The 20,626-nt window shown below is 65.5% G+C and carries 17 protein-coding genes; 9 read left to right on the top strand and 8 right to left on the bottom strand.

The annotated features are described in order from the left end of the window. The 4 genes from LJE63_05800 (at position 1) to LJE63_05785 (ending at position 3,797) form a co-directional block, all read left to right on the top strand. The gene (locus tag LJE63_05800) at positions 1–528 is read left to right on the top strand and encodes a hypothetical protein (protein ID MCG6906122.1); all 528 of its coding nucleotides are present in this window, start codon (positions 1–3) and stop codon (positions 526–528) included. Positions 529–610: 82 nt separating this feature from the next. After that, positions 611–2,134: a hypothetical protein gene (locus LJE63_05795; protein ID MCG6906121.1), complete on the top strand. Its 1,524-nt coding sequence runs from the start codon at positions 611–613 to the stop codon at positions 2,132–2,134. Positions 2,135–2,224: 90 nt separating this feature from the next. Then, positions 2,225–2,809: a prepilin-type N-terminal cleavage/methylation domain-containing protein gene (locus LJE63_05790; GenBank protein MCG6906120.1), complete on the top strand. Its 585-nt coding sequence runs from the start codon at positions 2,225–2,227 to the stop codon at positions 2,807–2,809. Positions 2,810–2,930: 121 nt separating this feature from the next. Further along, a complete protein-coding gene (locus LJE63_05785; GenBank protein ID MCG6906119.1) occupies positions 2,931–3,797 on the top strand; it encodes a type II secretion system GspH family protein in 867 nt (288 codons plus the stop codon). A gap of 34 nt (positions 3,798–3,831) precedes the next feature. Here LJE63_05785 and LJE63_05780 read toward each other — a convergent pair whose 3' ends face one another. The 4 genes from LJE63_05780 to LJE63_05765 all read right to left on the bottom strand — a co-directional run bounded on the left by LJE63_05780 (position 3,832) and on the right by LJE63_05765 (position 9,401). Next, complete coding sequence (locus LJE63_05780) at positions 3,832–5,049, bottom strand: type II secretion system F family protein (protein MCG6906118.1); 1,218 nt, start codon at positions 5,047–5,049, stop codon at positions 3,832–3,834. Further along, on the bottom strand, positions 5,042–6,691 hold the full coding sequence (locus LJE63_05775) for a GspE/PulE family protein (protein ID MCG6906117.1): 1,650 nt from the start codon (positions 6,689–6,691) through the stop codon (positions 5,042–5,044). Before LJE63_05775 ends, LJE63_05780 begins: the two co-directional genes overlap by 8 nt. 3 nt (positions 6,692–6,694) lie before the next feature. After that, positions 6,695–7,774: a tetratricopeptide repeat protein gene (locus LJE63_05770; GenBank protein MCG6906116.1), complete on the bottom strand. Its 1,080-nt coding sequence runs from the start codon at positions 7,772–7,774 to the stop codon at positions 6,695–6,697. Positions 7,775–7,841: 67 nt separating this feature from the next. Next, a complete protein-coding gene (locus tag LJE63_05765) occupies positions 7,842–9,401 on the bottom strand; it encodes an AAA family ATPase (protein MCG6906115.1) in 1,560 nt (519 codons plus the stop codon). A gap of 505 nt (positions 9,402–9,906) precedes the next feature. Between LJE63_05765 and map the strand changes: the two genes are divergently transcribed. Beyond that, positions 9,907–10,791, top strand: a complete 885-nt coding sequence (gene map, locus LJE63_05760) for a type I methionyl aminopeptidase (GenBank protein MCG6906114.1) — start codon at positions 9,907–9,909, stop codon at positions 10,789–10,791. Between the two features lie 55 nt (positions 10,792–10,846). Here map and LJE63_05755 read toward each other — a convergent pair whose 3' ends face one another. Continuing rightward, positions 10,847–12,730, bottom strand: coding sequence for a RiPP maturation radical SAM C-methyltransferase (locus LJE63_05755; protein MCG6906113.1), 1,884 nt, complete (start codon positions 12,728–12,730; stop codon positions 10,847–10,849). Positions 12,731–12,780: 50 nt separating this feature from the next. Continuing rightward, positions 12,781–14,772 carry a U32 family peptidase gene (locus LJE63_05750; GenBank protein ID MCG6906112.1) on the bottom strand — a complete coding sequence of 664 codons (1,992 nt, stop codon included), beginning with the start codon at positions 14,770–14,772 and terminating at the stop codon, positions 12,781–12,783. Positions 14,773–15,112: 340 nt separating this feature from the next. Between LJE63_05750 and LJE63_05745 the strand changes: the two genes are divergently transcribed. Next, positions 15,113–15,868 (top strand): AAA family ATPase, encoded by a 756-nt coding sequence (locus tag LJE63_05745; protein ID MCG6906111.1) that lies wholly within the window; start codon positions 15,113–15,115, stop codon positions 15,866–15,868. Continuing rightward, positions 15,865–17,985: a DEAD/DEAH box helicase gene (locus tag LJE63_05740; protein ID MCG6906110.1), complete on the top strand. Its 2,121-nt coding sequence runs from the start codon at positions 15,865–15,867 to the stop codon at positions 17,983–17,985. The genes LJE63_05745 and LJE63_05740 overlap by 4 nt, the downstream gene beginning before the upstream one ends. A gap of 94 nt (positions 17,986–18,079) precedes the next feature. On the opposite strand, the gene LJE63_05735 is transcribed toward LJE63_05740, so the two are convergent. Both LJE63_05735 and LJE63_05730 read right to left on the bottom strand, forming a co-directional pair. After that, positions 18,080–18,385 (bottom strand): DUF4389 domain-containing protein, encoded by a 306-nt coding sequence (locus LJE63_05735; GenBank protein ID MCG6906109.1) that lies wholly within the window; start codon positions 18,383–18,385, stop codon positions 18,080–18,082. Then, complete coding sequence (locus tag LJE63_05730; protein ID MCG6906108.1) at positions 18,382–19,020, bottom strand: HDIG domain-containing protein; 639 nt, start codon at positions 19,018–19,020, stop codon at positions 18,382–18,384. The genes LJE63_05735 and LJE63_05730 overlap by 4 nt, the downstream gene beginning before the upstream one ends. 236 nt (positions 19,021–19,256) lie before the next feature. On the opposite strand from LJE63_05730, the gene LJE63_05725 reads away from it, so the two are divergent. After that, the gene (locus LJE63_05725) at positions 19,257–20,198 is read left to right on the top strand and encodes a universal stress protein (GenBank protein ID MCG6906107.1); all 942 of its coding nucleotides are present in this window, start codon (positions 19,257–19,259) and stop codon (positions 20,196–20,198) included. Between the two features lie 174 nt (positions 20,199–20,372). After that, positions 20,373–20,626, top strand: a 254-nt coding sequence (locus tag LJE63_05720; GenBank protein ID MCG6906106.1) for a PilZ domain-containing protein, incomplete at its 3' end; no start/stop codon positions are given.

Genomic DNA, 20,626 nt, shown 5'->3' with positions numbered 1-20,626 from the left:
ATGCAGATTTTCGGCGATTCGAGACGGCTGGCCCTGGGGGCCTTCATTCTGGCAGGGCTGCTGCTGATCGGCTTCAATGCCGCCTGGCTGACGCGTCTCTTAAATCCGTCGCTGCCGGAGAATTCGGCCGCGGTCAAGACCGCTGCGGCCCATTGGCACGCCTATCAGGCGGCTGAAGAGCGCCTGGCGCGCAGGGAGGCGGCGGCCGGTGTTCTGTTGGCCCGCTGGCCGATCCCGGAACCCCGCCGGCAAAGCCGGCCGGCAAAGCTGGCAGCGCGGCAGGCGCCTGCCGCGGCGGCGGTCGATGTGACCCTGCCGAAGGTCAGCGGCATTCTGCAGATCGCCCAGCCGGGAGGCGCGCCGCGCACCCTCGCCCTGATCGGGGGACGGCTGCGGGGCGAACGCGATCAGATCTCAGGCTTCACTGTTGAACGCATCACGGCCGCTGGGGTGGCGCTGGGTCGGGGCGGCCAGAGCTGGTTCGCCCCGGCACCGCAGGTGCCATTCTCGGTTGACCGGGGACACTAGAAGCCCCGCCGCGGATTTCCCTGGCTATGCGGGGCCGGGGCCGAAGCGGGTTGGAACGGATTTCGAGGCGAGGATCGAATCGATGAGCGCAGCGGTCAGGATCAGGCATCTGCTGGCAATGGCGATGCTTGGCGGGGTTTTCGCGGTCGGCGGGTGCAGCGTGCAGCAGCCGCGCCCGGTAACCCTCGGTGAACTCGAATCGATCACCCCCAGGGCCATCCTGGCCCAGGCAAAGCCCCGACTGCCGCCGGGGCCGCCGCCGTTGACCGAAAAAATGGCTCCCCTGACCCGGGGGCTCGCCCCGGAGGCGCGTCTCTACAGCCTCGTGTTTGACCGCGCGCCGCTCTCGGAGGTCATCGCGGCGCTCATCGGGAACGGCGACCTGAGCCTCTCGGTGGATGCCAACGTCGATCTCACCCGGCCGGTCACCGTGCATCTGAAGCAGGCCACCCTGGAGGAGGCGCTGGATATCGTCATCGTCCAGGGGGCCGGCTACGCCTGGCAGGTTCAGGGCGGCTGCCTGCACCTCAAGCGCTTCCAGGAGCGGGTCTATCAGCTGGACATCCTGGACCTGGTGGGTGAGACCGACATCGAGGTGGGCGGGGACATGCTGGCATCCAGCGTCGAGAACTCGGGGGTCGCCGGAAAATATCAGGTCAAGGCCAGGCGCAGCGGCGAAAATACCGATTTGTGGACCAGCATCGCCGAAACCCTGGAGGGGCTGAAGTCCGAAGAAGGGGTTTTGCGGCTCAACCGCAACGCCGGGCTGATCTACATCGCCGACCTCCCGCGGCGGGTGGCCACCATGGTCGGGTTTCTCGATTCGCTTTCGGAAAGCCTGCACCGCCAGGTGTTCATCGAAGCCCGGATCATGGAGGTGGTCTTAAATGACGAACACAAATACGGCATCGACTGGACCAACCTCCAGGTGGAATTCACCTCCAGCTGGGGGGCCCTGCCGGACCAGTTCGACCTTGGTTTCAACAGCAACGGGGTGATCGCGCTGGCCGACCAGTCGCGCTTCAGCGCGGTTCTCGATTTTCTGCGCACCCAGGGGGACGTGTCGGTCCTCTCCAATCCGCACCTTTCCGTGATGAACCGTCAATCGGCGGTGCTCACCGTCGGGTCGCAGTTTCCCTTCACCGATATCGATGGCGTCGATCGGGATTTCGATACCGGCGTCACCACCATCGGCTCCTCCATCAAGCGGGTGATCCTGGGGCTTCAGCTGGGTCTCACCCCCCAGATTTCCCAAGAGGGCATCGTGACCCTGCACGTGGTGCCCACCATCACCCGGATTCAGCGCGAGGTTGAACTGGAGATTCCCACCGATTCCTTTTTCACCCAGACCATATCCAACCCCGTCATCGACCTGCAGGAACTGGCCACCATGGTGCGCGTGCGGGAGGGCCAGTCTTTTATTCTGGCCGGGCTGATCAGCGAAATCAAACAGTTGAATCATCGGGGGCTGCCGCTGCTGGGGGATTTGCCCTACCTCGGGCAGCTGTTTCGGCAAATCCAAGAATCGGAGGAAAACAGGGAGCTGGTCATTTTCATCACCCCCTATATCAAGTCGCTCCCGTTGGCCCCCGGCAAGGGGGCATAGGACAGAGGTTATAAAGTTGTTGGGTGGTTCCACCGATTTTGTTTTTACGCGTCAGTTAAAATAGACATTAGCCCATTATGGAGGATTGTCATGCGCAGCTTAAGAAAAACCTTGGCCGGTCAGGCCGGCTTCACCCTCGTCGAAATTGCCATCGTGATGGTGATCATCGGTCTGCTCATCGGTGGCGTGCTCAAGGGGCAGGCCATGGTCCACAACGCCAAAACCAAGCGGGTGGTCAAACAGGCCGACGAACTGCGGGCGGCGGTGATGACCTTCTTCGACCGCTACGGGGTTTACCCGGGGGATGAAAACCTGGGCGCGGTTCCGGCCGGCGGGGCGGACCTGGAAGGCAACGGCAACGGGCAGATCGCTGGTGCCGAGATCTATGAGGTTTTCAACGATCTCGGCATTGACGGGCTGATAACCGGCACCTACAACGGCACCAGTGATCTTCCCAAACACGCCTTCGCCGGCAATGTCTATTTGGGGCATGTCAATCCGCCGGGTAACACCACCCCGCCGGATCACTATTTTTACTTTCTCAACCTGCCGGGCGAGGTCTGCCAGGAGATCGACAGCAAGTATGACGACGGCAACAGCAATACCGGCAGCATCGTTGGCAGCACGGCCTACACCACCGGAACCAGCGTCCCGACCCTTTACATGCGGTTCTGATTCGGGACCGGTCGGTTTGACCTGGGCAGGAGAGGACGCGCCCCGGCGGGGTGTCCTCTTCCTGTCTGACGGCCCCCCCGGTGAACCTCAGTCACCCTCAAACCGCGTGCCGTTCATGGAAATGAGGCCTTCACCCCTGCGGGGGCAAAACGGATTCACCCTGCTGGAAATCGCCATCGTGATGGTGATTGTCGGCCTCTTGGCCGGCGGCGGGGTGTCTCTCATGGGGATGCTGGCCGCACGCAAGGCCCGCAGTGACAGTCAGCAGTATCTGATCCAGGCCAAAAACGCGTTGGTGACCTACGCGGTGGTCAACGGGCGTCTGCCCTGGGCCGACACCGATGGCGACGGTCAGGGCAACAGCCATGCCCTCGTGGGGAACCTGCCCTGCCGCGAACTTCAGATCAGCCCCGCGGACACCTACAAACGGCCGCTCAAGTACGCCCTCAACAGCAGCCTGGGGGCCGACCGTGCCGGCAGCTGCAGCGCGCTTCACGGCGGTCTGAGCGGCGGTCCGCTGATGGTCGACGCCGACGGTGCGGCGGCGGGTTTTTCAGTGGCCGCGGTTTTGGTCAGTGCGGGGCCCATGGACGCGGATTCAAACGGCAGCGTGTTCGATGCGGTCGCCGCCGGCCCCCACCGGGGCGACAACAGTGACGGCGCCCCCAACTATCTGCGCCATCCGCCGGCCGGCGGGTTCGACGATCTTACCACCTATGTGGGTGGGACGGAACTTTTCGCCGCGGTCTGCGGTCAGGTGGCGCGCCTGACGGTCAGCAATCGCTCGGCCGCGGCCGTCTATGTCTATGACATGAACCGTGCCACCGATGCCGGCATGCTGGCCCCGGGGGCAACGGCGGCCTTTGAAATGGTGCCGGGCAGCCGTGTGCGCCTGGGCAGCGCCGCCGCCGGGGCCGGCTCGGTGGTGGGCTCCGCGCCTGCCAGCCCCCTGACACTTGCCGACGACCAGCTGGTCATCGTGCCCTGAGGCCCCTTAGCGCAGGTCTTGGGCGGTTGCATCCTCAATAGGCTTTGCCGAACTCGCCGATGACGTCGTAGAGCGGCAGCAGGATCGAGAGCAGAATCAGTCCGAAAATCCCTCCCAGTGCCAAAATCGAAATCGGCTCCAAGGCGTTGACCAGAAGTTGCATCGTGCGCTTGACCTCGCCGTTGTAGTAATCCCCCAGTCGGTTGAAGGCCTCGTCCAGGGTGCCGGTGGATTCCCCGTTGCGAATCGCCCCCAACAGCAGCGGCGGAAACCCGCCCGCGCCCTCGAAGGCGGCCGCCAAAGGCTTGCCGCCCTGAACCTCGCTGTAGACTCGGCCCACGCGCTTTTCCACAAAGCGGTTGCCCAGGACGTCGCGGCTGAGAATCTCGAAAATTTGATGGATGTTCAAGCCGGCGTGGTACATCGTGGCGAAATTGTGGCTCAGGCGCGCCATGACGATATTGACCGCAATCGGGCCCGCCAGTGGCAGCCCGAGTAGCAGGCGGTCGAGGCAGACGGCGCCCCGGGCGCTTTTCCGTGCCAGCAAAAAGGCTACCGCCAACAGCCCCAGCCCGGCGCCCAGCGGCACCCACTGCTGGCGAAGAAACCCGCTGACCCCCAACACCCAGCGGGTTGCCTGGGGCAGGATAACCCCCATTTCGGCCAGCACTTTGGCCATTTGGGGCAGGACGTAGCCCACCCATACCCCCAGAACGGCCGTGACGGCGGTTAGCACAAAGGCCGGGTAAACGGTCGCCCGTCGCAGGGTCGCGCGGATGTCTTCCTTCCATTCGCGGAAATCGGCGAGCTCTTGCAGCGATTTGGGTAGCTCACCGGTTTTTTCGCCCATCCCGATGACCGCCAGGTCCAGCTTGGGGAAGATCCGGCCGAAGCGGGCGGCGGCGGCTTGCAGGCTCTGGCCGCCGGCGATGGCAAGACGCATTTCGCCGATGATTTTTTTCAGCATCGGGGAGGGCAGTGTGCTGGCGTTCTCCTCCAGGGCCGCCAGCATCGGCAGTCCCAGCCTCAGCGCCTGTGAAAGGCGGTGGTAGAATTCGATCAGCAGCCGCGGCGGGATCCGTCCGGATGAAAAGGCCCGGGTCAGGCCGGTTCTCCGGGACTTGCGGCAGTCGATCAGGTTCAGGCCCCTGTCCAACAGGATCTGCGCCACCTCCCCTTCGCTCAGGGCCGTGGCGCTTCCCCGGCACAGGCGGCCGCTGTCGTCGATGGCCCGGTAACGGAAATCAGGCATCGGCCGCCACCCGGAAGACCTCCTCGAGGGTCGTGACCCCCCGGACGGCTTTTTTCAGTGCCTGGCGGTACATCAGGCTCGTTCCGGCCTTGACGGCCGCGTCTTCGATGGTGCTGTGGAGCGCCCCGCCAAAGATCAGTTCGCCGATTGCGCGGTCCACCCGCAGAACCTCATAGATGCCGGTCCGTCCCCGGTATCCCGACTGGTAGCAGCTTCCGCAGCCCACCGGCCGGGCCAGCAGGGGCGGGGCCGTGAGACCCTGGCGGGCGAACAGCGCAGCCTCCTCGGCGGTTGGCGCCGCGTGTTGGACGCAGTGGGGGCAGACCCGCCGCACCAGCCGCTGGGCGACCACCATCGAGAGGGATGCGGTCAGGATGCTGGTGTTGACCCCAAGGTCCAGGAGGCGGTTGATGGCCGAGGCGGCGTCATTGGTGTGCAGGGTGGAGAGCACCAGGTGGCCGGTCAAGGCCGCCTGCAGGGCCAAGTCCGCCGTTTCCCGGTCGCGGATCTCCCCCACCAGAATCACGTCCGGGTCCTGGCGCATGGCCGAGCGCAGCGCATTGCTGAAGCTCAGTCCGGCCTTGGGGTTGACGGCCGTCTGGCGGATGGTGGGAATGGCATACTCGATGGGGTCCTCGACCGTCATGACGTTGATGTGGGGACTGTTGATGGCCATCAGGGCCGTGTAGAGAGTGGTGGTCTTGCCCGAGCCGGTGGGGCCGGTGGTCAAAATCAGGCCGTAGGGCCGGCGAATGCCTTCCCGGAAGCGGGCCAAATCGTCTTCCTCCAAGCCGAGATTGTTCAGCTCGCCCACGACCTTGTCATACACCAGCAGGCGCATCACGACGGTTTCCCCGAGCTGGGTAGGAAAGGTTGAAACCCGCATGTCGAAGGTGCCGACCTTGCCGTTGTAGCGAATCCGGCCGTCGTGGGGGATGTTGGGGTTGGAGATATCCATGTCGGCCATGATCTTGAAGCGCGTGATCAGGCTCTGTTGAAAGGTTTTGGCGAAGAGATAGGTCTGGTGAAGCACGCCGTCGATGCGGTAGTACACCCGCACCAGGTTGGTGTCGGGCACCACGTGGATGTCGCTGGCGCCTATGACGTAGCCCTTGTCGACCAAGAGATCGGCCAGGGTGACGATCTGGTTCTGCTCCGCGGCGCGCTCGGAGAGGCCGGCGCGGGTGATGGCCTCGATCTCGTTGTCGATGGTCTGGGCGGTCTGGTAATAGAGGGCGATGGCCCTGGCGATCCAGGTCTTGGGGGCGATGAAGGTGACCACCCGATAGCCGGTCAGGCGCGCCAGCTTGTCGCGCGCAATGACGTCGAAGGGATTGCTGGTGGCGGCTTTGAGGGTCTGGCCGTCCTTCTCGAAGGGGAAGATGCCGTGTTCGTTGACGAACTCCTGGGGGATTTCGGTCAGCAGAGCCGGATCGATGCCGACACTGCTGGTATCCAGGATTTGGGCCCCGCTCTGTACGGCGATGGCCATCTGGAGCTGCTCTTCGGTGACCCAGTCCAGCCGCAGGAGGACGTCGCCCAGCATAAGGCCGGTTTTGCGGGTCTCCATGAGCGCCATTTCCAGCTGGTCGGCGCCGATGAAGCCCATTTCGGTCAGGATGTCGCCAATCCGTTTTTTCATGCGTCAGCGCCCCTCCGGTTGCGGCCGGCCCGCGGCCGACGATAGATGCCGATCCGGCGCGGCTTCGGCCGCTGTGCTGAGGTAGCTCTGGAGTTGCCGAATCCGCCGGCGGATCTGGTCGCTTTCCTGCGCGGTAAGACCGTCCCCGGCCGCAAGCGAGCGCAGGTAGTAGTCCAGCGCCTCCGGGTAGTGCGCCAGCCGATCATAGGTCAGCGCCAGGTTGAGGAGCACCCCGCTGTGCCCCGGCTTGAGCGCCATGGCCCGCCGGTAGCTGGCGATGGCGGCCTGGGGGCGGCCGCAACGGCCGTGCAGAATGCCGTGGTGAAAATGAATCTCAAATAGCGGCGCCGCCGGCAGCCCCTGGGCCGTCTCCAGGCTGACGGCCGCGGCCTCAAGGCGCCCGGCCCCGATTTCGGCGATGGCCAGGTTCAACTGGATGTCGGGGTTTGACGGCGCGCTGGCCGCCAAGGCCATGAGAAGCGGGTAGGCGTCCCCGAAAGCGTCGCTGGCCAGGTAGGCGGTGGCCAGATTAAAACGGCAGGCCGCGTGATCCGGGTTGAGCGCCAGCGCCTGGCGATAAAAGCCGATGGCCTCGCGATAGCGCTGCTGGCGGTGCAGGGCTTTGGCTTTGGTGTAAAAGGGGCTCTCTTCAGCCGCCGGTTTTGCCGGCCGTGTACGGGCCGGCCGGGGGGGGCGCGCGGCGGCCGGCTTGGGCTTCGGCACCCCCTCGGCCGCGGCGCTCGCCGGGGGCGCGTCCGTTGCCGTGGGAACTGATGGGGCATTCGCTGCCGAGGGCGGGAGCGCCGCTGGCGGCGGTCCGGCGGGGGCCGACAGGGCCTGGGAAAGTAGTCCGGACGGTGGGTTTGCAACCGTTTTCAGGGGCGGCGGCGAGAGTTCGTGGGTTCCGGCGGTCTGCCAGAGGGGAATGGACAGGCCGCCGGCCGCCAGTGCCACGGCGGCCAACCAGGTGGCCCGCGGCCGCCGGTGTCCGGAAACAGCAATCGGCGCTGGCGTTGCCGGCCGTTGCTGGTGGCCTGCGTTCTCTTGCCGGCGTTTGCGCAGGGCGTCATTGAGCAGGCTCACTCGGTCCTCCCCTGGACCGCTTGATCGCTGCGGGCCGATCGCTGCGGGCCCCGGGCGTCGGGCGCGCTCATCCCGGCACCACCCGCGGGTTCAGCCCGTAGCGCGACAATTCCGCCGCGCCTTGGGCGGCCTGCTGGGAGCTGACATAGGCTCCCGAGGCCAGCCGGTAACGGTTTGGACCTGCCGCCACGACAAAGGCGTCATACCGATTTTCGTCCAGCAGGGCCATGATCGGCGCGAACGCCTCCGGCCGTTCGGCCTCCCCGAGCACAAGGGTCAGGGGGGCTTTCAGCACCAGGGACTCCGTGAGACCGTGGACGTTCTTGAATCGTTCGGCTGCCGCGCGGTCCTCGAAGCGCCCGGTAAATATGCGGTACCAAAGGCCGCGTTTGCCCATATCGACGGGGTTCCAGTGCGCCGTGACGCCCTGGCGGCGCAATTCCAGGACCGCGCCTCGGGTGTGGGCCAGCGACCGGGAAGAACCCAAGAGGAGCACGAAGGCCCCGCGGCCCGCGGCAAGCGCCGCCGCCTCATCCCCGCTGTCGGGGGCTGTGGTGTCCCCAGGGGCTGGGGCAGTTTCCGGCGCCCCGGCCGCCGCAGCCGCCTGGGGGGCGGCCATCGGCGCGGGTTTTTCGCTGCTGGGGGGCGGGAAAGCCGGCAAGCCGCAGACCCCGGCCAACAGCAGGGCCGCCGCGGCGCAGGCGGCTGCGGGGCGCAGCGCTGCCATCCGGCGCCGGCGGTGGTTCTTGGCCTGGGGGCCGACCAGCTCGGTTGCCGCGGCCCGCAGATGCCCCGCTGTGACGCAGTGGGCACCTTGGGTGTAAGCCGCCGTCAGGGCCAGGTCACAGACCTTGTTGATCATGCGCGGGATGCCGTCGGTGATCCGGTGGATTTTGGCGGCCACCCGGGGAGGGAAGCGGATCTGCCCCTGGTCGCCAGCGACGAACAGGCGCCGTGCGATATAGGCCTGGATTTCATCCGGCGCCAGGCGCTCCAGGCGGCAGTGGATTGCCACCCGCTGCGCCAGCTGGCGCAGGGCCGGCTGCCCAATCCGGCTTTCCAGCTCAGGCTGTCCGGCGAGAATCACTTGCAGCAGCTTTTGCTTGTCGGTCTCCAGGTTCGACAGCAGGCGCAGATCCTCCATGGTTTCCAACGGGAGGCTCTGGGCGTCGTCGATCAGAATCACCACCGGCCGCTGCGGGTCGGCGGCCAGCAGGAAGCGGTTGAGGGCGTCGATCAGGTCCTTTTTGGTGGCGTCCGCGGGGCAGGGGCGGCCGAGGTCCTCCAGGATCGCCGCGATCAGCTCCCGGCCGGAAAAAGAGGGATTGATCAGATATACGGTGACCGCGCGGTCCTCCAGGCGGTCCAGCAGCACCCGGCAGAGGGTGGTTTTGCCGGTCCCTACCTCGCCGCTCAGCAAGATCACCCCCATCCGGCTCTGGATGCCGTAGAGGATCTTGTCGATGGCGCTCAAGTGGGTCTGGGAAAGGAAGAGGAACTCTGGGTCGGGCGTGATGGCAAAGGGCGGCTCGCGCAGGCGGTAAAATTCGAGGTATACCCGCTGAAGGTGGGGGGGCGATTGTCCGGGTCGCGCCGGATCGGCCGGTATGTCGCAGGATCGGGTCATGGGGTGCGGGTTCGCCGCGCGAAGTTTGACGGTTCCGCAAAAAGTCCAATTTCTGCGTTGCGCCGCATCTCGAAGTCGCTGCGGCGTACATTAGTACGCCTCACGCCGCTGAGATTTGCGCGCCTTAAACTTGGACTTTTGGCGAAACCGTCTGGATTTTGACTTTTTACCGCTTCATCAAGTTTGGTCGTGGAATGGTTTTTTCCAAGTGATAACCCAGGGGGTGAGGTCTGCCGCGCCCACGGGTTGAAGAGGCTTAAAGCAAATATGATGCCACCGGAAACAATAGGGGGGCCCGCCGCCGGCTGGCGCTGCAGCCGGGCCGGGGCGGAGGATTCGAAAGGATTTCCAGCGGATTTTTGACAGCGATCACCGGCGCTCATCGTCAAGGCCATGACGGCGGGCCCGGGACCGCTGGGCGGCTGGCCGATTAGGCATTCAAAAAGGCGGCGGCATGTGCTACAGCAATCCTGCCGGGGCCCTTAATTCTCCCAGGAAAGAGCGCATGATCATGAAACACCAGCGGGTTGGACGAAACGACCCCTGCCCCTGCGGCAGCGGTCTGAAATACAAGAAATGCTGCCTGGGCAAAGAGGCTGCCCGGGCAGTGGACCTGAAGCAGCTTTATTTCAAAAAATACCAGATTCGGCTGAAGGCACCGGAGGACATCGCGGCCATCAAGCAAGCCGGTCGGCTGGCGCTGGATATCCTGAATCGGGTGGAGACCATGATCCGGCCCGGCATCGCCACCGACGAGATCAATACCCTGGTGGATGCGCTCACTTCGGCCGCCGGCGCCGTTTCCGCACCCCTCAACTACCGGGGCTATCCCAAGAGCGTCTGCGTTTCGGTCAACGAGGTCATCTGCCACGGCATCCCCGGGCCGCGCGTGCTCAACGACGGGGACATCGTCAACGTCGATGTGACCCCGATTCTCAACGGCTACTATGCCGACTGCAACAAAACCTTCTTCGTGGGCACCGCCGGCCCCGATGCCCGCAAGATCGTGGCCGTCAGCCGCGAGTGCCTGCGCCGGGGGATGGCAGCGGTGCGCCCCGGCAACACCGTCGGCGACATCGGCTGGGCGATTCAGCAGTATGCCGAGGGTCAGGGCTGCTCGGTGGTCCGCGAGTTCGTCGGGCACGGGGTGGGCTTTGATTTCCACGAAGCCCCGCAAATTCCGCATTACGGCCGCAAGGGGCAGGGGGTGGTGCTGGTGCCGGGGATGGTGTTCACCATCGAGCCGATGATCAACCTGGGGCGCAAGGAGCTGCGCGTCCTGGACGACCGGTGGACGGCGGTTACCGCCGACGGCTCGCTTTCAGCCCAGTTCGAACAGACCCTGCTGGTCACCCCCACCGGCTGTGAAAGCCTGACGCCCTTCGATTGAGGCCCCTCCCGCAAAAAAAGGCCCCCGCCGGCGCCACCGCGGGCCGGGCGGCGTGTCATGCGCCCCGTTGGCGGCCGGCCGGCACCGCCAGGCTCAAATAGCGGTCCCCTTCCGCAAACATCAGCCGCTTGGCCACCATCACGCTTAAAAAAGCCCTGATTTCGGCTTCTCCCGGAGCGCAAAAGCGTCGGGTGATGGCCGCCAGGCTCCGGTTCTGTTCGCAGAAAAGGTAGATGGCGCGCGACGTGTTCAACAGCCGATGGGTCTGAGTATCGGCTCCCGGGCGACGCTGGCGGATGATCAGGAAATCCCCGCCGTCCCGGTAGCCGAGAATCGGCGGGCTGGCCGGTGCGCGGTGCAGCGCGGCGTAGGCCGCCGCCCAGCCCCGGACCTTCTTCTCAACCGGTCGCCAGCGGGCCCGCTGGCGGCCCTGGTCCCCGCGGTAGCATTGGGTGATGAAAGTGATCCGGCGCAGCGTCTCGGGCGGGAAAAGCGCCCTGTAGCGCGGGTGGTTGGCCACCCCCCGGATGCCGAATCGCTCCGGGTGCTGCCACACCGGGCTTCCCGTTCCCAGCCAGAAATAAACGGTCTTGGGGGGCCGGAAGGGCAGGGCGAAGTCCAGAGTCGCCAGGGTTTCGGCCACATCCTGGTCGTCGCTGCCGGGAAAGCCGCAGATCAGGTTGGCGCGGTTTTCGATGCCCAGCGCCTCGCAGTGCTTCATGATCTCCAGGTTCTGGATGGCCGTCGTGCCCTTGTTGAGTTTGCGTAACAGCCGGGTGCTGAGGGCTTCGATGCCGATCTGGACCTCCTGGACCCCGGCCGCCCGCATGACCCCCAGGGTGGCGAGCGGGGTGGTGGCCCGGATCTCGCCAAAGAGGCTGAGATCCTTCTTCAGGGCCTGCAGGCGGGCAAAGATCTCCGGGGACTGTCGGGCTGGCAGGAGGTTGTCCATCAACGCCACGGAAAGCAGCCGGTAGCGCCGGGTGAGGCCGTCGATTTCGCTGGCCACCTGCTGCGGGGGTTTGAAGCGGTAGCCCTGCCACTGGCGGTTGAGGTTGCAAAAGGCGCAGCCCGCGGGCACCCCGTCGCGGCGGGTACTGCGCCAGTAGCAGCCGCGTGAGATTTCAGCCGAGAGGGTCGGGAAAAAGGCCTTGTCGGGCCCGAGCTCCCCCAGCAGGCGGAAGTAGTCGTCGTAATCCGGCGGCGGCAATGCGGCCAGAGACGGCAGCTGGTCCTGCAGCGGCTCCCGGTTGTCTGCCAGGTCGGCGCGCCGCACGAGGCCCGGCAGGCTGGGGACCGCCTGCGGGCCGGCGGCTGATTTAAGCTGTTGAACCAGGCGGGTCAACGGGCGTTCACCTTCACCGTTGACCATGAAGTCGATCTCGGGAAAGGCGGCCATCAGCCCGGCGAGGGCCGGACCCGCGAACATCGAGCCGCCGGCCACCACGGGCAGTTGCGGGGCCAGGGCCTTGATCCGGCGGATACAGTAAAGGCTGGCGGTCAGCTGACAGAGACAGAGGGAAAAACCGGCCAACCCCGTTTTTTGCCACTCGACACTGGTGATCCAGTGATCCGTGAGCTTTTTGACCTTTCCACAGAGGGCCTCGAAATTCACCCCGCGCAGCCGGGCCACCTTGCGCGCCTCGCTTTCGAACAGCTTGCGGGCGGCCGCTTGTCGTTGGGGGTAGAGCAGGGTTGCATAGACGCTCTCGGCCAGCCAGCTGCGCTCCGAGATGCCGTGGTAGGTGTCGTAGCCGATCTCGGCCGCCAGCTTGAGGTAAAAGTGGTGGGCGTCGATTCTGAGATCGGGCAGCGCGCGTTTCAGATAGGCTTTGAGGCTGCCCAACTGAATCGATGGGCGGCTGAAAAACGGCCAGGGGGCGGATATCAGCGCCACGGATTGAAAGCCTGACTGCGGTGGTGCGGCGGCGGATGTCATCCCGAAAATCCTCTTGCCAGGCCCTTTTGGCGGCCTCTGCGACCGTCGGGCTACTGAAGCCCCAGGTCCCAGTTCCACAAGCCGGGGCGCTGCTTGAGGTGCACCGATTGGGGGACGGGCTCGTTTAAATGGATTAACAGGCGGTAGCCCGCCCGGCGCAGTTCCGCTTTCTTGGCGGTCAGGTCCAGCCGCCACCCCGGATAAACCCAGTATTGTCCTTCATGACGCTTGACCCAGGCCTGCTCGCCCTTGGGGCTTTCAAAGGGCTGCTGCAGCGCGAGGCCTGCGTCCACCACCCGCGAGATGCAAAGCGGCCAGTGGCCCGCCAGCACGATTCCCAGCGGCAGGGGGCTCAGCGGCGGTAGCCTCAGAAACTCCCGGCCGGAGAGTTCGGGGCTGACCACCGCCCCGCTGAAACCGGCCCCCGCCAGCGTCTGCAGCGCCAGCGGGTTGGCGATGTTGCAGAAAGGGCCGGCCCACAGTTCCAGCCGCGCCCCTTGGGGGAAAAAAACGGTCTGCCAGGGCGCGTTGAGCACGAAGTGCCCGGCCCCCCAGCCCAGCAGCTCGGCCACCTGTTGGCCGAGGAGTTTTTCGCTGTCCGGCCAGACCACCGGTGGCAGCCACCACCACAGGCGCTTGGCCGCGCCCGGCGAGGTGGCCTGGAGGGCGCCGGCCGAAATCCAGCAGCCGGCCGCTTCTTTTTTGGGGGGGCGCACCGGCAGGCGGTGAATCTGGATCTCGATGGCATCCGTTTTGCCGCGAGGTGCGGTCGGCAGCCGGGTTTGAAAGGCGGGAACTGCCGCCGCCCGCGGTGGCGCAAGGGCCCGCTCCAATTCGGCGAGCATGTCGGCCAGGGCCTTTTCACGGCGGTCGATCAGAAATACCGGCAGCCCCTTATGGGCGGCGCCGGGCTTGCCGCTCTTGAGGATCAGACGCCCGCCCTTGGGGACGAATTTGCCGACCCGCTGGATGGCGTGGGCAGTTTCGTCCTCAAAGCCCAGGCGCAGCACGTCCCCCGGCAGCAGCGCCTCGCGGGGCGCCAGCGAGAGGGCTTGCTGCTCCGTCCGGGTCTTGCCCACGAAGAGGCCCGAGCCGGTTCGGCCGTCGGCCGGGATCGGGTTCTGGGGGCGCTGGGGCAGAAAGTGGTAATGGGTTCCCCTGCGGCCCAGGGACCGCTCCAGCAGGGCCAGGGCGGTCCGCTTGCTCTGCGGGTCGCGCCCCTGGTCGCGCAGCAGGCGGTAGGCCCGGGTGGTGTAGTAGACGTAGTGGGGGCCTTTCTTGCGCCCCTCGATCTTCCAGACGCGCACGGCCGGGATGCCCGCCAAAACCTTGACGAGTACATCCAGGCTGAGGTCCTGGCAGGAGAAAAATTTGCGTCCCGCCCCGCCCTGGGTGTAGTAGCGCCGGCAGGGTTGGACGCAGCGCCCGCGCAGTCCGCTTTTGCCGCCGAACCAGCTGCTCCAGTAACAGCGCCCCGACACGGCGTAGCAAAGGGCCCCGTGGACAAAGACCTCCAGCGCCAGCCCCGGCGGGCAAACCAGGGCCATGGCCTTGATCTCGTCGACGCTGAGCTCGCGCGGCAGGACCACCGTCGAGACCCCCAGCTGCCGGTGGACGCCTTCCAGGCCGAGGGGAAAGCTCAGGTTGGCCAGGGTGGAGAGGTGCAGCTCGGCGCGCAGCCCGGCCTGGTGCGCCAGGGCCGGTACGGCGGGGTCCTGAAAGATCAGGGCGTCGGGCTGAACCTGTTTTTCCAGCTGCACCAGCAGGCTGCCGGCGGGGTCCAGGTCGCCCGGCCTGAGGAGGGTGTTCAAGGCCACGTGCACCCGGACGCCGCGTGCATGCGCCAGACGGGTCAGGGCGGCCAATTCCGCGACGCTGAAATTCTGGGCCGCCATCCGCGCCGAGAAGGCTTTCAGGCCGCAATAGACCGCATCGGCACCGGCCGCAAGGGCCGCCAGAAAAGCGTCCCGGCTCCCGGCCGGAGCTAGGATCAGCGGGGCGTGCAGCGCTTGCGGCGGGTTTTGGGGCGTGTTTGGTGCCACACGGGCCTCCTCCGTGTCCTGGGGGCTTTCGGCCAGATCCGGGGCGGGCGGGCCCGGGCGGCTTGGGCGCGCTCGCCCGGTCAAAAGCACTACGGGACGGGCCATCCTCCTAACACGACAGGCCGGCGCCGGGCAAGGCGTTTTGCGATCCCCTCATGGCCGCGGTGGCGGCCGCCGGAATTAACGCCTTGCCCGCTTTCCCGGCTGTGTTATATTGATGCCAGATTGAATTCAGCCCGGTCGGGGCCACCGGCCCTGTTTTTTTTGCACCATTCCGGCAAGCGCCGGCGGCCGTTTGCAGCGGGCCGGGCCAACCAACGCAAGGGAAAGGAACGGTCATATGAAACTGGCCATCAGCGGCAAAGGGGGTGTCGGCAAAACCACCTTCTCCGCGCTTCTCATCCGCAACCTGAACGAAATGGGCAAGCACGTGCTGGCCATCGATGCCGACCCCGATGCCAACCTGGCCGCGGCTTTGGGCATTGCTGGGGCCGATGCCATCACGCCCATCGCCGAAATGAAAGAGCTGATCTTCGAGCGCACCGAGGCTAGACCCGGCAGTATCGGCGGATTTTTCAAGCTCAACCCCAAAGTCGACGATTTGCCCGATGCCCTGTCGGTGCGGTTGGAAAACATCAAGTTGATGCGTCTCGGCGGGGTTCAGAAGGGCGGGTCGGGTTGCATCTGTCCCGAGAGCACCCTGCTGCGCGCGCTGGTCACCCACATCGTCCTAGCCCGCAACGAAGTGGTGGTGATGGACATGGAGGCCGGGATCGAACACCTCGGCCGGGGCACCGCCCGGGCGGTCAACCGCCTGCTGGTGGTCGTCGAGCCGGGGCGTCGCAGCATCGATACCGCCGAGCACATCCGCAAGCTGGCGGGCGAGATCGGCCTGGACAATATCGCGGTCGTGGGCAACAAGATCCGCAGTCCGCGGGACGAAGCCTTTCTGCGGGAGCACCTCGCGGGCTTTGCCTTTCTGGGATTCCTGCCCTACGACAATGCCCTGATCGAGGCCGATCTGGCGGGCGTTTCGCCCTTCGACGTGGCCTCCCCGGCCAAAGCGGTGGTCAAAGAGATGATCGCCCGGCTGTGATCTACACCCCCCGCAAATACCCGCCCCGCTCCAAAACCGTGGCTCACCGCAAACCGCGCGTGGCGGCCATCCGGCCCGGGGCCGACAGCCGGTTGAAGAAAGTTTTCGCCACCATCGGCAGACCGGCAACGCGCCCCTTTCAACCGGATCCGTTTCAACTGGAAGCGGTGGCGGCGGTGGGCGACTCCGACTGCCTGGTGAGCGCCCCCACCGGTGCCGGCAAAACCTGGATAGCGGTGGAAGCCATCCGGCAGCGTTTCGATGCCGGCGGGCGGTGCTGGTACGCCTCCCCCCTGAAGGCCCTCTCCAACGCCAAATATGCCGAGTTCAAGGAGATTTTCGGACGCGAACAGGTGGGCATTCTCACCGGCGACCGCAAGGAAAATCCGGACGCCGCCATCATCGTCGGGACCACCGAAATCCTGCGCAATCAATTGTACGATGCCATGCACCGGGGCGAGGACTTGGCATCCGATTTCGTGGTTCTGGACGAGGCCCACTTCCTGGGCGACCCCGACCGCGGGGTGGTCTGGGAGGAGGTGATGATCTACCTGCCGCTGCGCATCCCGCTGCTGCTGCTCTCGGCTACCATCGGCAATGCCGATCAGATAGCCGGCTGGCTGACCGCCATGCGTGCCAGGCCCTGCCGGGTGGTGGTCGAAAACCGCCGGCCGGTGCCGCTTTACCCGCTGCTGCTGCACCCCTCCGGGACGCTCTACCCGCTGCTGGTGCCCGCCGGAGCTTCCAAAAAAATGGTTCTCCACAAAAAGGTGCGGGAGTTTATCGGCAGTCAGCACCCGCCCCGGCTCGCGCCGCCCGGCAGACTGCCGCCCTTTGGCGACCTGCTCAAGGTTTTACGCAAGTTCCGCCTGCTGCCGGCGATTTTCTTTCTGAAATCGCGGGCCGACTGCGACAACGCGCTCGATCTCTGCCGGCAGAACCAGATCCGGAACCCGGAACGGCAGCAGCGCCTCAGCCGCCGGATCGCCGCCCTGGTGGCCCAGAGCCCGCATCTGGCGGGCCACCGTCAGATGCGGGCGCTTGAGCACATGGCGGTGGCCGCGCATCACAGTGGCCAGCTGCCGTCATGGAAAATTCTGGTGGAGACCCTCATGCTGGAAGGCCTTTTGGACGCCGTTTTTGCCACCTCGACAGTGGCCGCGGGTGTCAATTTTCCGGCCCGCACGGTGGCCTTCCTGAACTCCGACCGCTTCAACGGCACTGAGTTTCTGCCCCTGACGGCGACCGAATTCCACCAGATGACCGGCCGCGCCGGCCGCCGCGGAATGGACCAGATCGGCTTTGCCCTGGCCGTGCCCACCAAGTTCATGGACCTGCGCTTCATCGCCAAACTGATCGACGCAGCCCCCTCGCCGGTGCTCAGCCAGATCAAAATAAACTTCTCGATGGTGCTCAACCTGCTCTTGTCCCACAGCCCCGGGCAGATCGAGGAACTTCTGCAGAAGTCCTTCGGGGCCTACCAGCAAGCCCAGGCGCGCGGCCGCAAGGGCGGGGGGCGTCAGGCGCCCACGGGAACAGCGGTTTTGTGGCAGGACTTTCTGCGGCATCTGAGTTTTCTCAAGACCCACGGCTACGTGGATGCCGCCGATGGGCTGACCGCTGACGGGCTGTGGGCCTCGCAGCTGCGGGTGGACCAGCCCCTGCTGATCGCCGAAGGCTTCCGGGAGGCGCTCTTTCCCGAAAACGACGCGTCGATTCTGGCGGGGATCATCGCCGCATTTGTCAACGAGCGCGAGGTCGATGACCGGGTCCCCAAGGAGGCGATCCCCAAGGGGTTGCTGAGTGCTTTTCTGAAGGTCAAGCGCGGGCTGCGGCCGTTTGCCCGGGAGATGCAGGATCACGGTTTCGTGGTCAACCCGCTCTTTTTTCGGCCGGCGGTGGCGCTGAGTACCTGGGCGAGCGGCCACAGCTGGGAACAGGTGGTGTCCCTGGCGGAAATCGAGGAGGGAAACTTGGCCATGCTGATCCTGCGAACGGCCGACAACCTGCGCCATATCCGGAGCCTGCGGGGTGTCTTCCCGACCGCCGCGGATGCCGCCGGGCAGGCCATCGACCTCATTCTGCGCGACCCGGTGGTGACCTTCTACGATTCCTGACGGCGGCCGGACCCTCCTGGCTGCAGGCCTCCCCGGGCGGGGTCCCGGCTGCGGCGGGCTTTGAAAGACACTGCGACGCTGAAAAGGCGGGGGGTCAAAAGGGCGGGGCACCCTCCGGGGGTTCCATGGCATCCGGCAGATCCCTGAAGGGAAAGGGGCGCTGCTGTTCGTTCAAGCTCATGTAGCGCGTCAGACGGTAGAGGTAGGCGGCCAGGCGGTTGGCGAAACGGGCCGCCGGTTGGCTTTGGTTCAGGGTGAAGAAAAGGTAGACAAACTGAAAGAGCACTGTCAGTTGGACCAGCAGTTTGACGATCTCCAGAATCGCCATGAAAAGCAGGGTGTAGAGAAACCGAATGGCGATGTCCTTGCGTGCCCAAAAAAAACCTTTAACGTTTTTCATGGCGCTGTCTCCTCGCAGGTGAGATTCTCGGGGGGGCGTTCCGTGCGCGCAAGGATTTTGCGGTAGGCCGCGATGTCGGCCGCCAGGCCGCCGCCATCCAGGAAGGCGGGCAGATCGCGGGGCGCAATCCGGAGGCCCCGAAAAATACGGGTTTCCATGGTTACGTAATCGGACCAGAGCCGCTGCCAGCGCTCCCTGAACTCCGCTTTGCAGCCGTAGCGCTCCAGAATGTATCGCATGCGCTGCTCCAGGGGCACCACGCGGTCGTGCAAGACCCGCTTGTCGGCGTAGTTGACGATCTCAGCTGCCAGGGGCGTGGCGTCGATCGGGGCGGCTTTCAGCTGGACATGCTGGCCGACGACCTCGCCCACCTCGGGGTAGCCTCGCTGCGACACGTATTCGCACCCCGTGGCAGCGTGGTTTTCGCCGGTGGTCAGGCTGCGGGTTTTGGTGATGTCGTGCAGCAGGGCGGAGGCCCGCACCAGTTCGCGGTTGATCTCCAGCCGGCAGGCGTTGAGCTGATCCACCAGCAGGGTGGCGACCCGGCAGACCTGGATCGAGTGGGCCACGATGTGGTCCAGCATCCGCATCTCGGCGATGAGCCGAAAGCATTCGCGTTGGGTGGGAATTCGCATGAAGGCGCCCTCTTGATTTTTCCTACCAGATTCATTTCCAAAATACCAGCGTGATTCTTTTTAGCGCAGCGTCCCTGTCCGAGGCAACCGGCGGGCAGAATTGCTTTGACACGCCCCGGGCGCCTCCTCTAAGATATTCTCCACTTGGCGGCAGTTCGGCCGCAAGGTCCGCGGCGACGAAAAGCCCCTGGCCCGCCGCCCCCGTCCAGCCCCGCCCCAAGAAGAGAGGATTCGCCATGCGACCCCGCCTCCAGCGCATCTTGTGCACCACCGACTTCTCTACTTTTGCCGGCCGCAGCCTGCCATACGGCATCGCGCTGGCGCGCGAATTTGGCAGCACCCTCTACGGTTGCCACGTGGTGGATTTGCCGGCGGCAGCCGTCTACGGCGAGCCGGCGGTCCTGGCATACGGCGCGGCCTATATCGATCCGCTGGCGCAGCGCGAGCGGGCTGTCAAAGCGGCGCACGAACAGCTTAAAGCCCTGCTGGCCGACAGCGGCGTGGCCACTGAAATTCTGGTGGCCGCCGGCCAACCGGCCGAGGAAATCACCCGTTTGGCCGCCGATCGGAAGGTGGATCTTGTGATCGCAGCCACCCACGGCCGTTCCGGACTCAGACGCCTGCTTCTGGGCTCGGTGACCGCAAGGCTGATGCAGACCCTGCCCTGTCCCCTGCTGATTGTCAAAAGCCCTTCGCCCGAGTCCTCAGACGCCCCACCGGCCGCCTTCCGCTTGAAGCGCATCCTGGTGGGGTGCGACTTTTCGCCGAATGCCGCCCTGGCCTTTGAAAACGCCCTCAGTCTGGCGCAGGAATTCGAAGCCGAACTGCACCTCGTACACGTCATCGAACCCCCGATTTACAAGGATCTGCAGGCCTTTCCGGCGGCCGCCGACGGCGAGTTGTTCCAAAGCCTGCACGAACGCCTGAAGAAACGCCTCGACCGGATGCTTCCCGAGGAGGCCTGCAACTGGTGTGCCCCCCAAATTGCGCTGCTCGAAGGGCTGCCCGATGAGGAGATCACCCGCTACGCCCTCAGGCGCCAGGTCGACCTGATCGTTCTGGGAACCCGTGGCCAGGGGGTGATGGAGAAGATCTTTGTCGGCTCGACCACGGAGCGGGTGGCGCGCAGGGCCCCCTGCCCGGTGCTCTCCGTTTGCCCCAAAACCCGCCTGGGGTGAGGCCTGCAACCCGGACGGCCAGCGTCCCCTGCGGCCCTTTGGGTGCGCAGCCGGGTTCAGGGTAAACTTTTGCTCTCCGCAGACGATATAAGGACTGTGTCAAAGCGGGCGCCGGCTGGCGCCCGGCGGCGGCCAAGCCGCGCAGGCTTTTAAGATTCGCAAGGAGGGTGATCGATGGCGTTAGCGGCCCAGTCCATGCAGCGGGAGCAAAACAAAAAACGCCTGCTGGAGCTGTTCGAACGGATGTCGGACGCCCAGCAGACGATCTATCTGCGGCACCTGGAGAAGTTGCAGGCCAACTGGAAACGCTCCCACCCCCGCCGCCGCTGCCAGATCGACGTGGATTTTGACACCCGGGACGGCTCTTTCAGAAACACCGTCAAAGACATCAGTATCGGCGGGGCCTTCATCCAAACCCAGGAGGCGTT

The organism is Desulfobacteraceae bacterium (genome assembly GCA_022340425.1).
In the GTDB taxonomy this organism is placed as follows: domain Bacteria; phylum Desulfobacterota; class Desulfobacteria; order Desulfobacterales; family JAABRJ01; genus JAABRJ01.
Note: the sequence above shows the minus strand (reverse complement) of the source record. Positions and strands in the feature narration are given on the sequence as shown.

What these genes read in the sequence shown, in the direction of transcription:
- LJE63_05800 (MCG6906122.1), top strand. Translation starts at nt 1, where the DNA reads ATGCAGATTTTCGGCGATTCGAGACGGCTGGCCCTGGGGGCCTTCATT.
- LJE63_05795 (MCG6906121.1), top strand. Translation starts at nt 611, where the DNA reads ATGAGCGCAGCGGTCAGGATCAGGCATCTGCTGGCAATGGCGATGCTT.
- LJE63_05790 (MCG6906120.1), top strand. Translation starts at nt 2,225, where the DNA reads ATGCGCAGCTTAAGAAAAACCTTGGCCGGTCAGGCCGGCTTCACCCTC.
- LJE63_05785 (MCG6906119.1), top strand. Translation starts at nt 2,931, where the DNA reads ATGAGGCCTTCACCCCTGCGGGGGCAAAACGGATTCACCCTGCTGGAA.
- LJE63_05780 (MCG6906118.1), bottom strand. Translation starts at nt 5,049, where the DNA reads ATGCCTGATTTCCGTTACCGGGCCATCGACGACAGCGGCCGCCTGTGC.
- LJE63_05775 (MCG6906117.1), bottom strand. Translation starts at nt 6,691, where the DNA reads ATGAAAAAACGGATTGGCGACATCCTGACCGAAATGGGCTTCATCGGC.
- LJE63_05765 (MCG6906115.1), bottom strand. Translation starts at nt 9,401, where the DNA reads ATGACCCGATCCTGCGACATACCGGCCGATCCGGCGCGACCCGGACAA.
- map (MCG6906114.1), top strand. Translation starts at nt 9,907, where the DNA reads ATGATCATGAAACACCAGCGGGTTGGACGAAACGACCCCTGCCCCTGC.
- LJE63_05755 (MCG6906113.1), bottom strand. Translation starts at nt 12,730, where the DNA reads ATGACATCCGCCGCCGCACCACCGCAGTCAGGCTTTCAATCCGTGGCG.
- LJE63_05745 (MCG6906111.1), top strand. Translation starts at nt 15,113, where the DNA reads ATGAAACTGGCCATCAGCGGCAAAGGGGGTGTCGGCAAAACCACCTTC.
- LJE63_05735 (MCG6906109.1), bottom strand. Translation starts at nt 18,385, where the DNA reads ATGAAAAACGTTAAAGGTTTTTTTTGGGCACGCAAGGACATCGCCATT.
- LJE63_05730 (MCG6906108.1), bottom strand. Translation starts at nt 19,020, where the DNA reads ATGCGAATTCCCACCCAACGCGAATGCTTTCGGCTCATCGCCGAGATG.
- LJE63_05725 (MCG6906107.1), top strand. Translation starts at nt 19,257, where the DNA reads ATGCGACCCCGCCTCCAGCGCATCTTGTGCACCACCGACTTCTCTACT.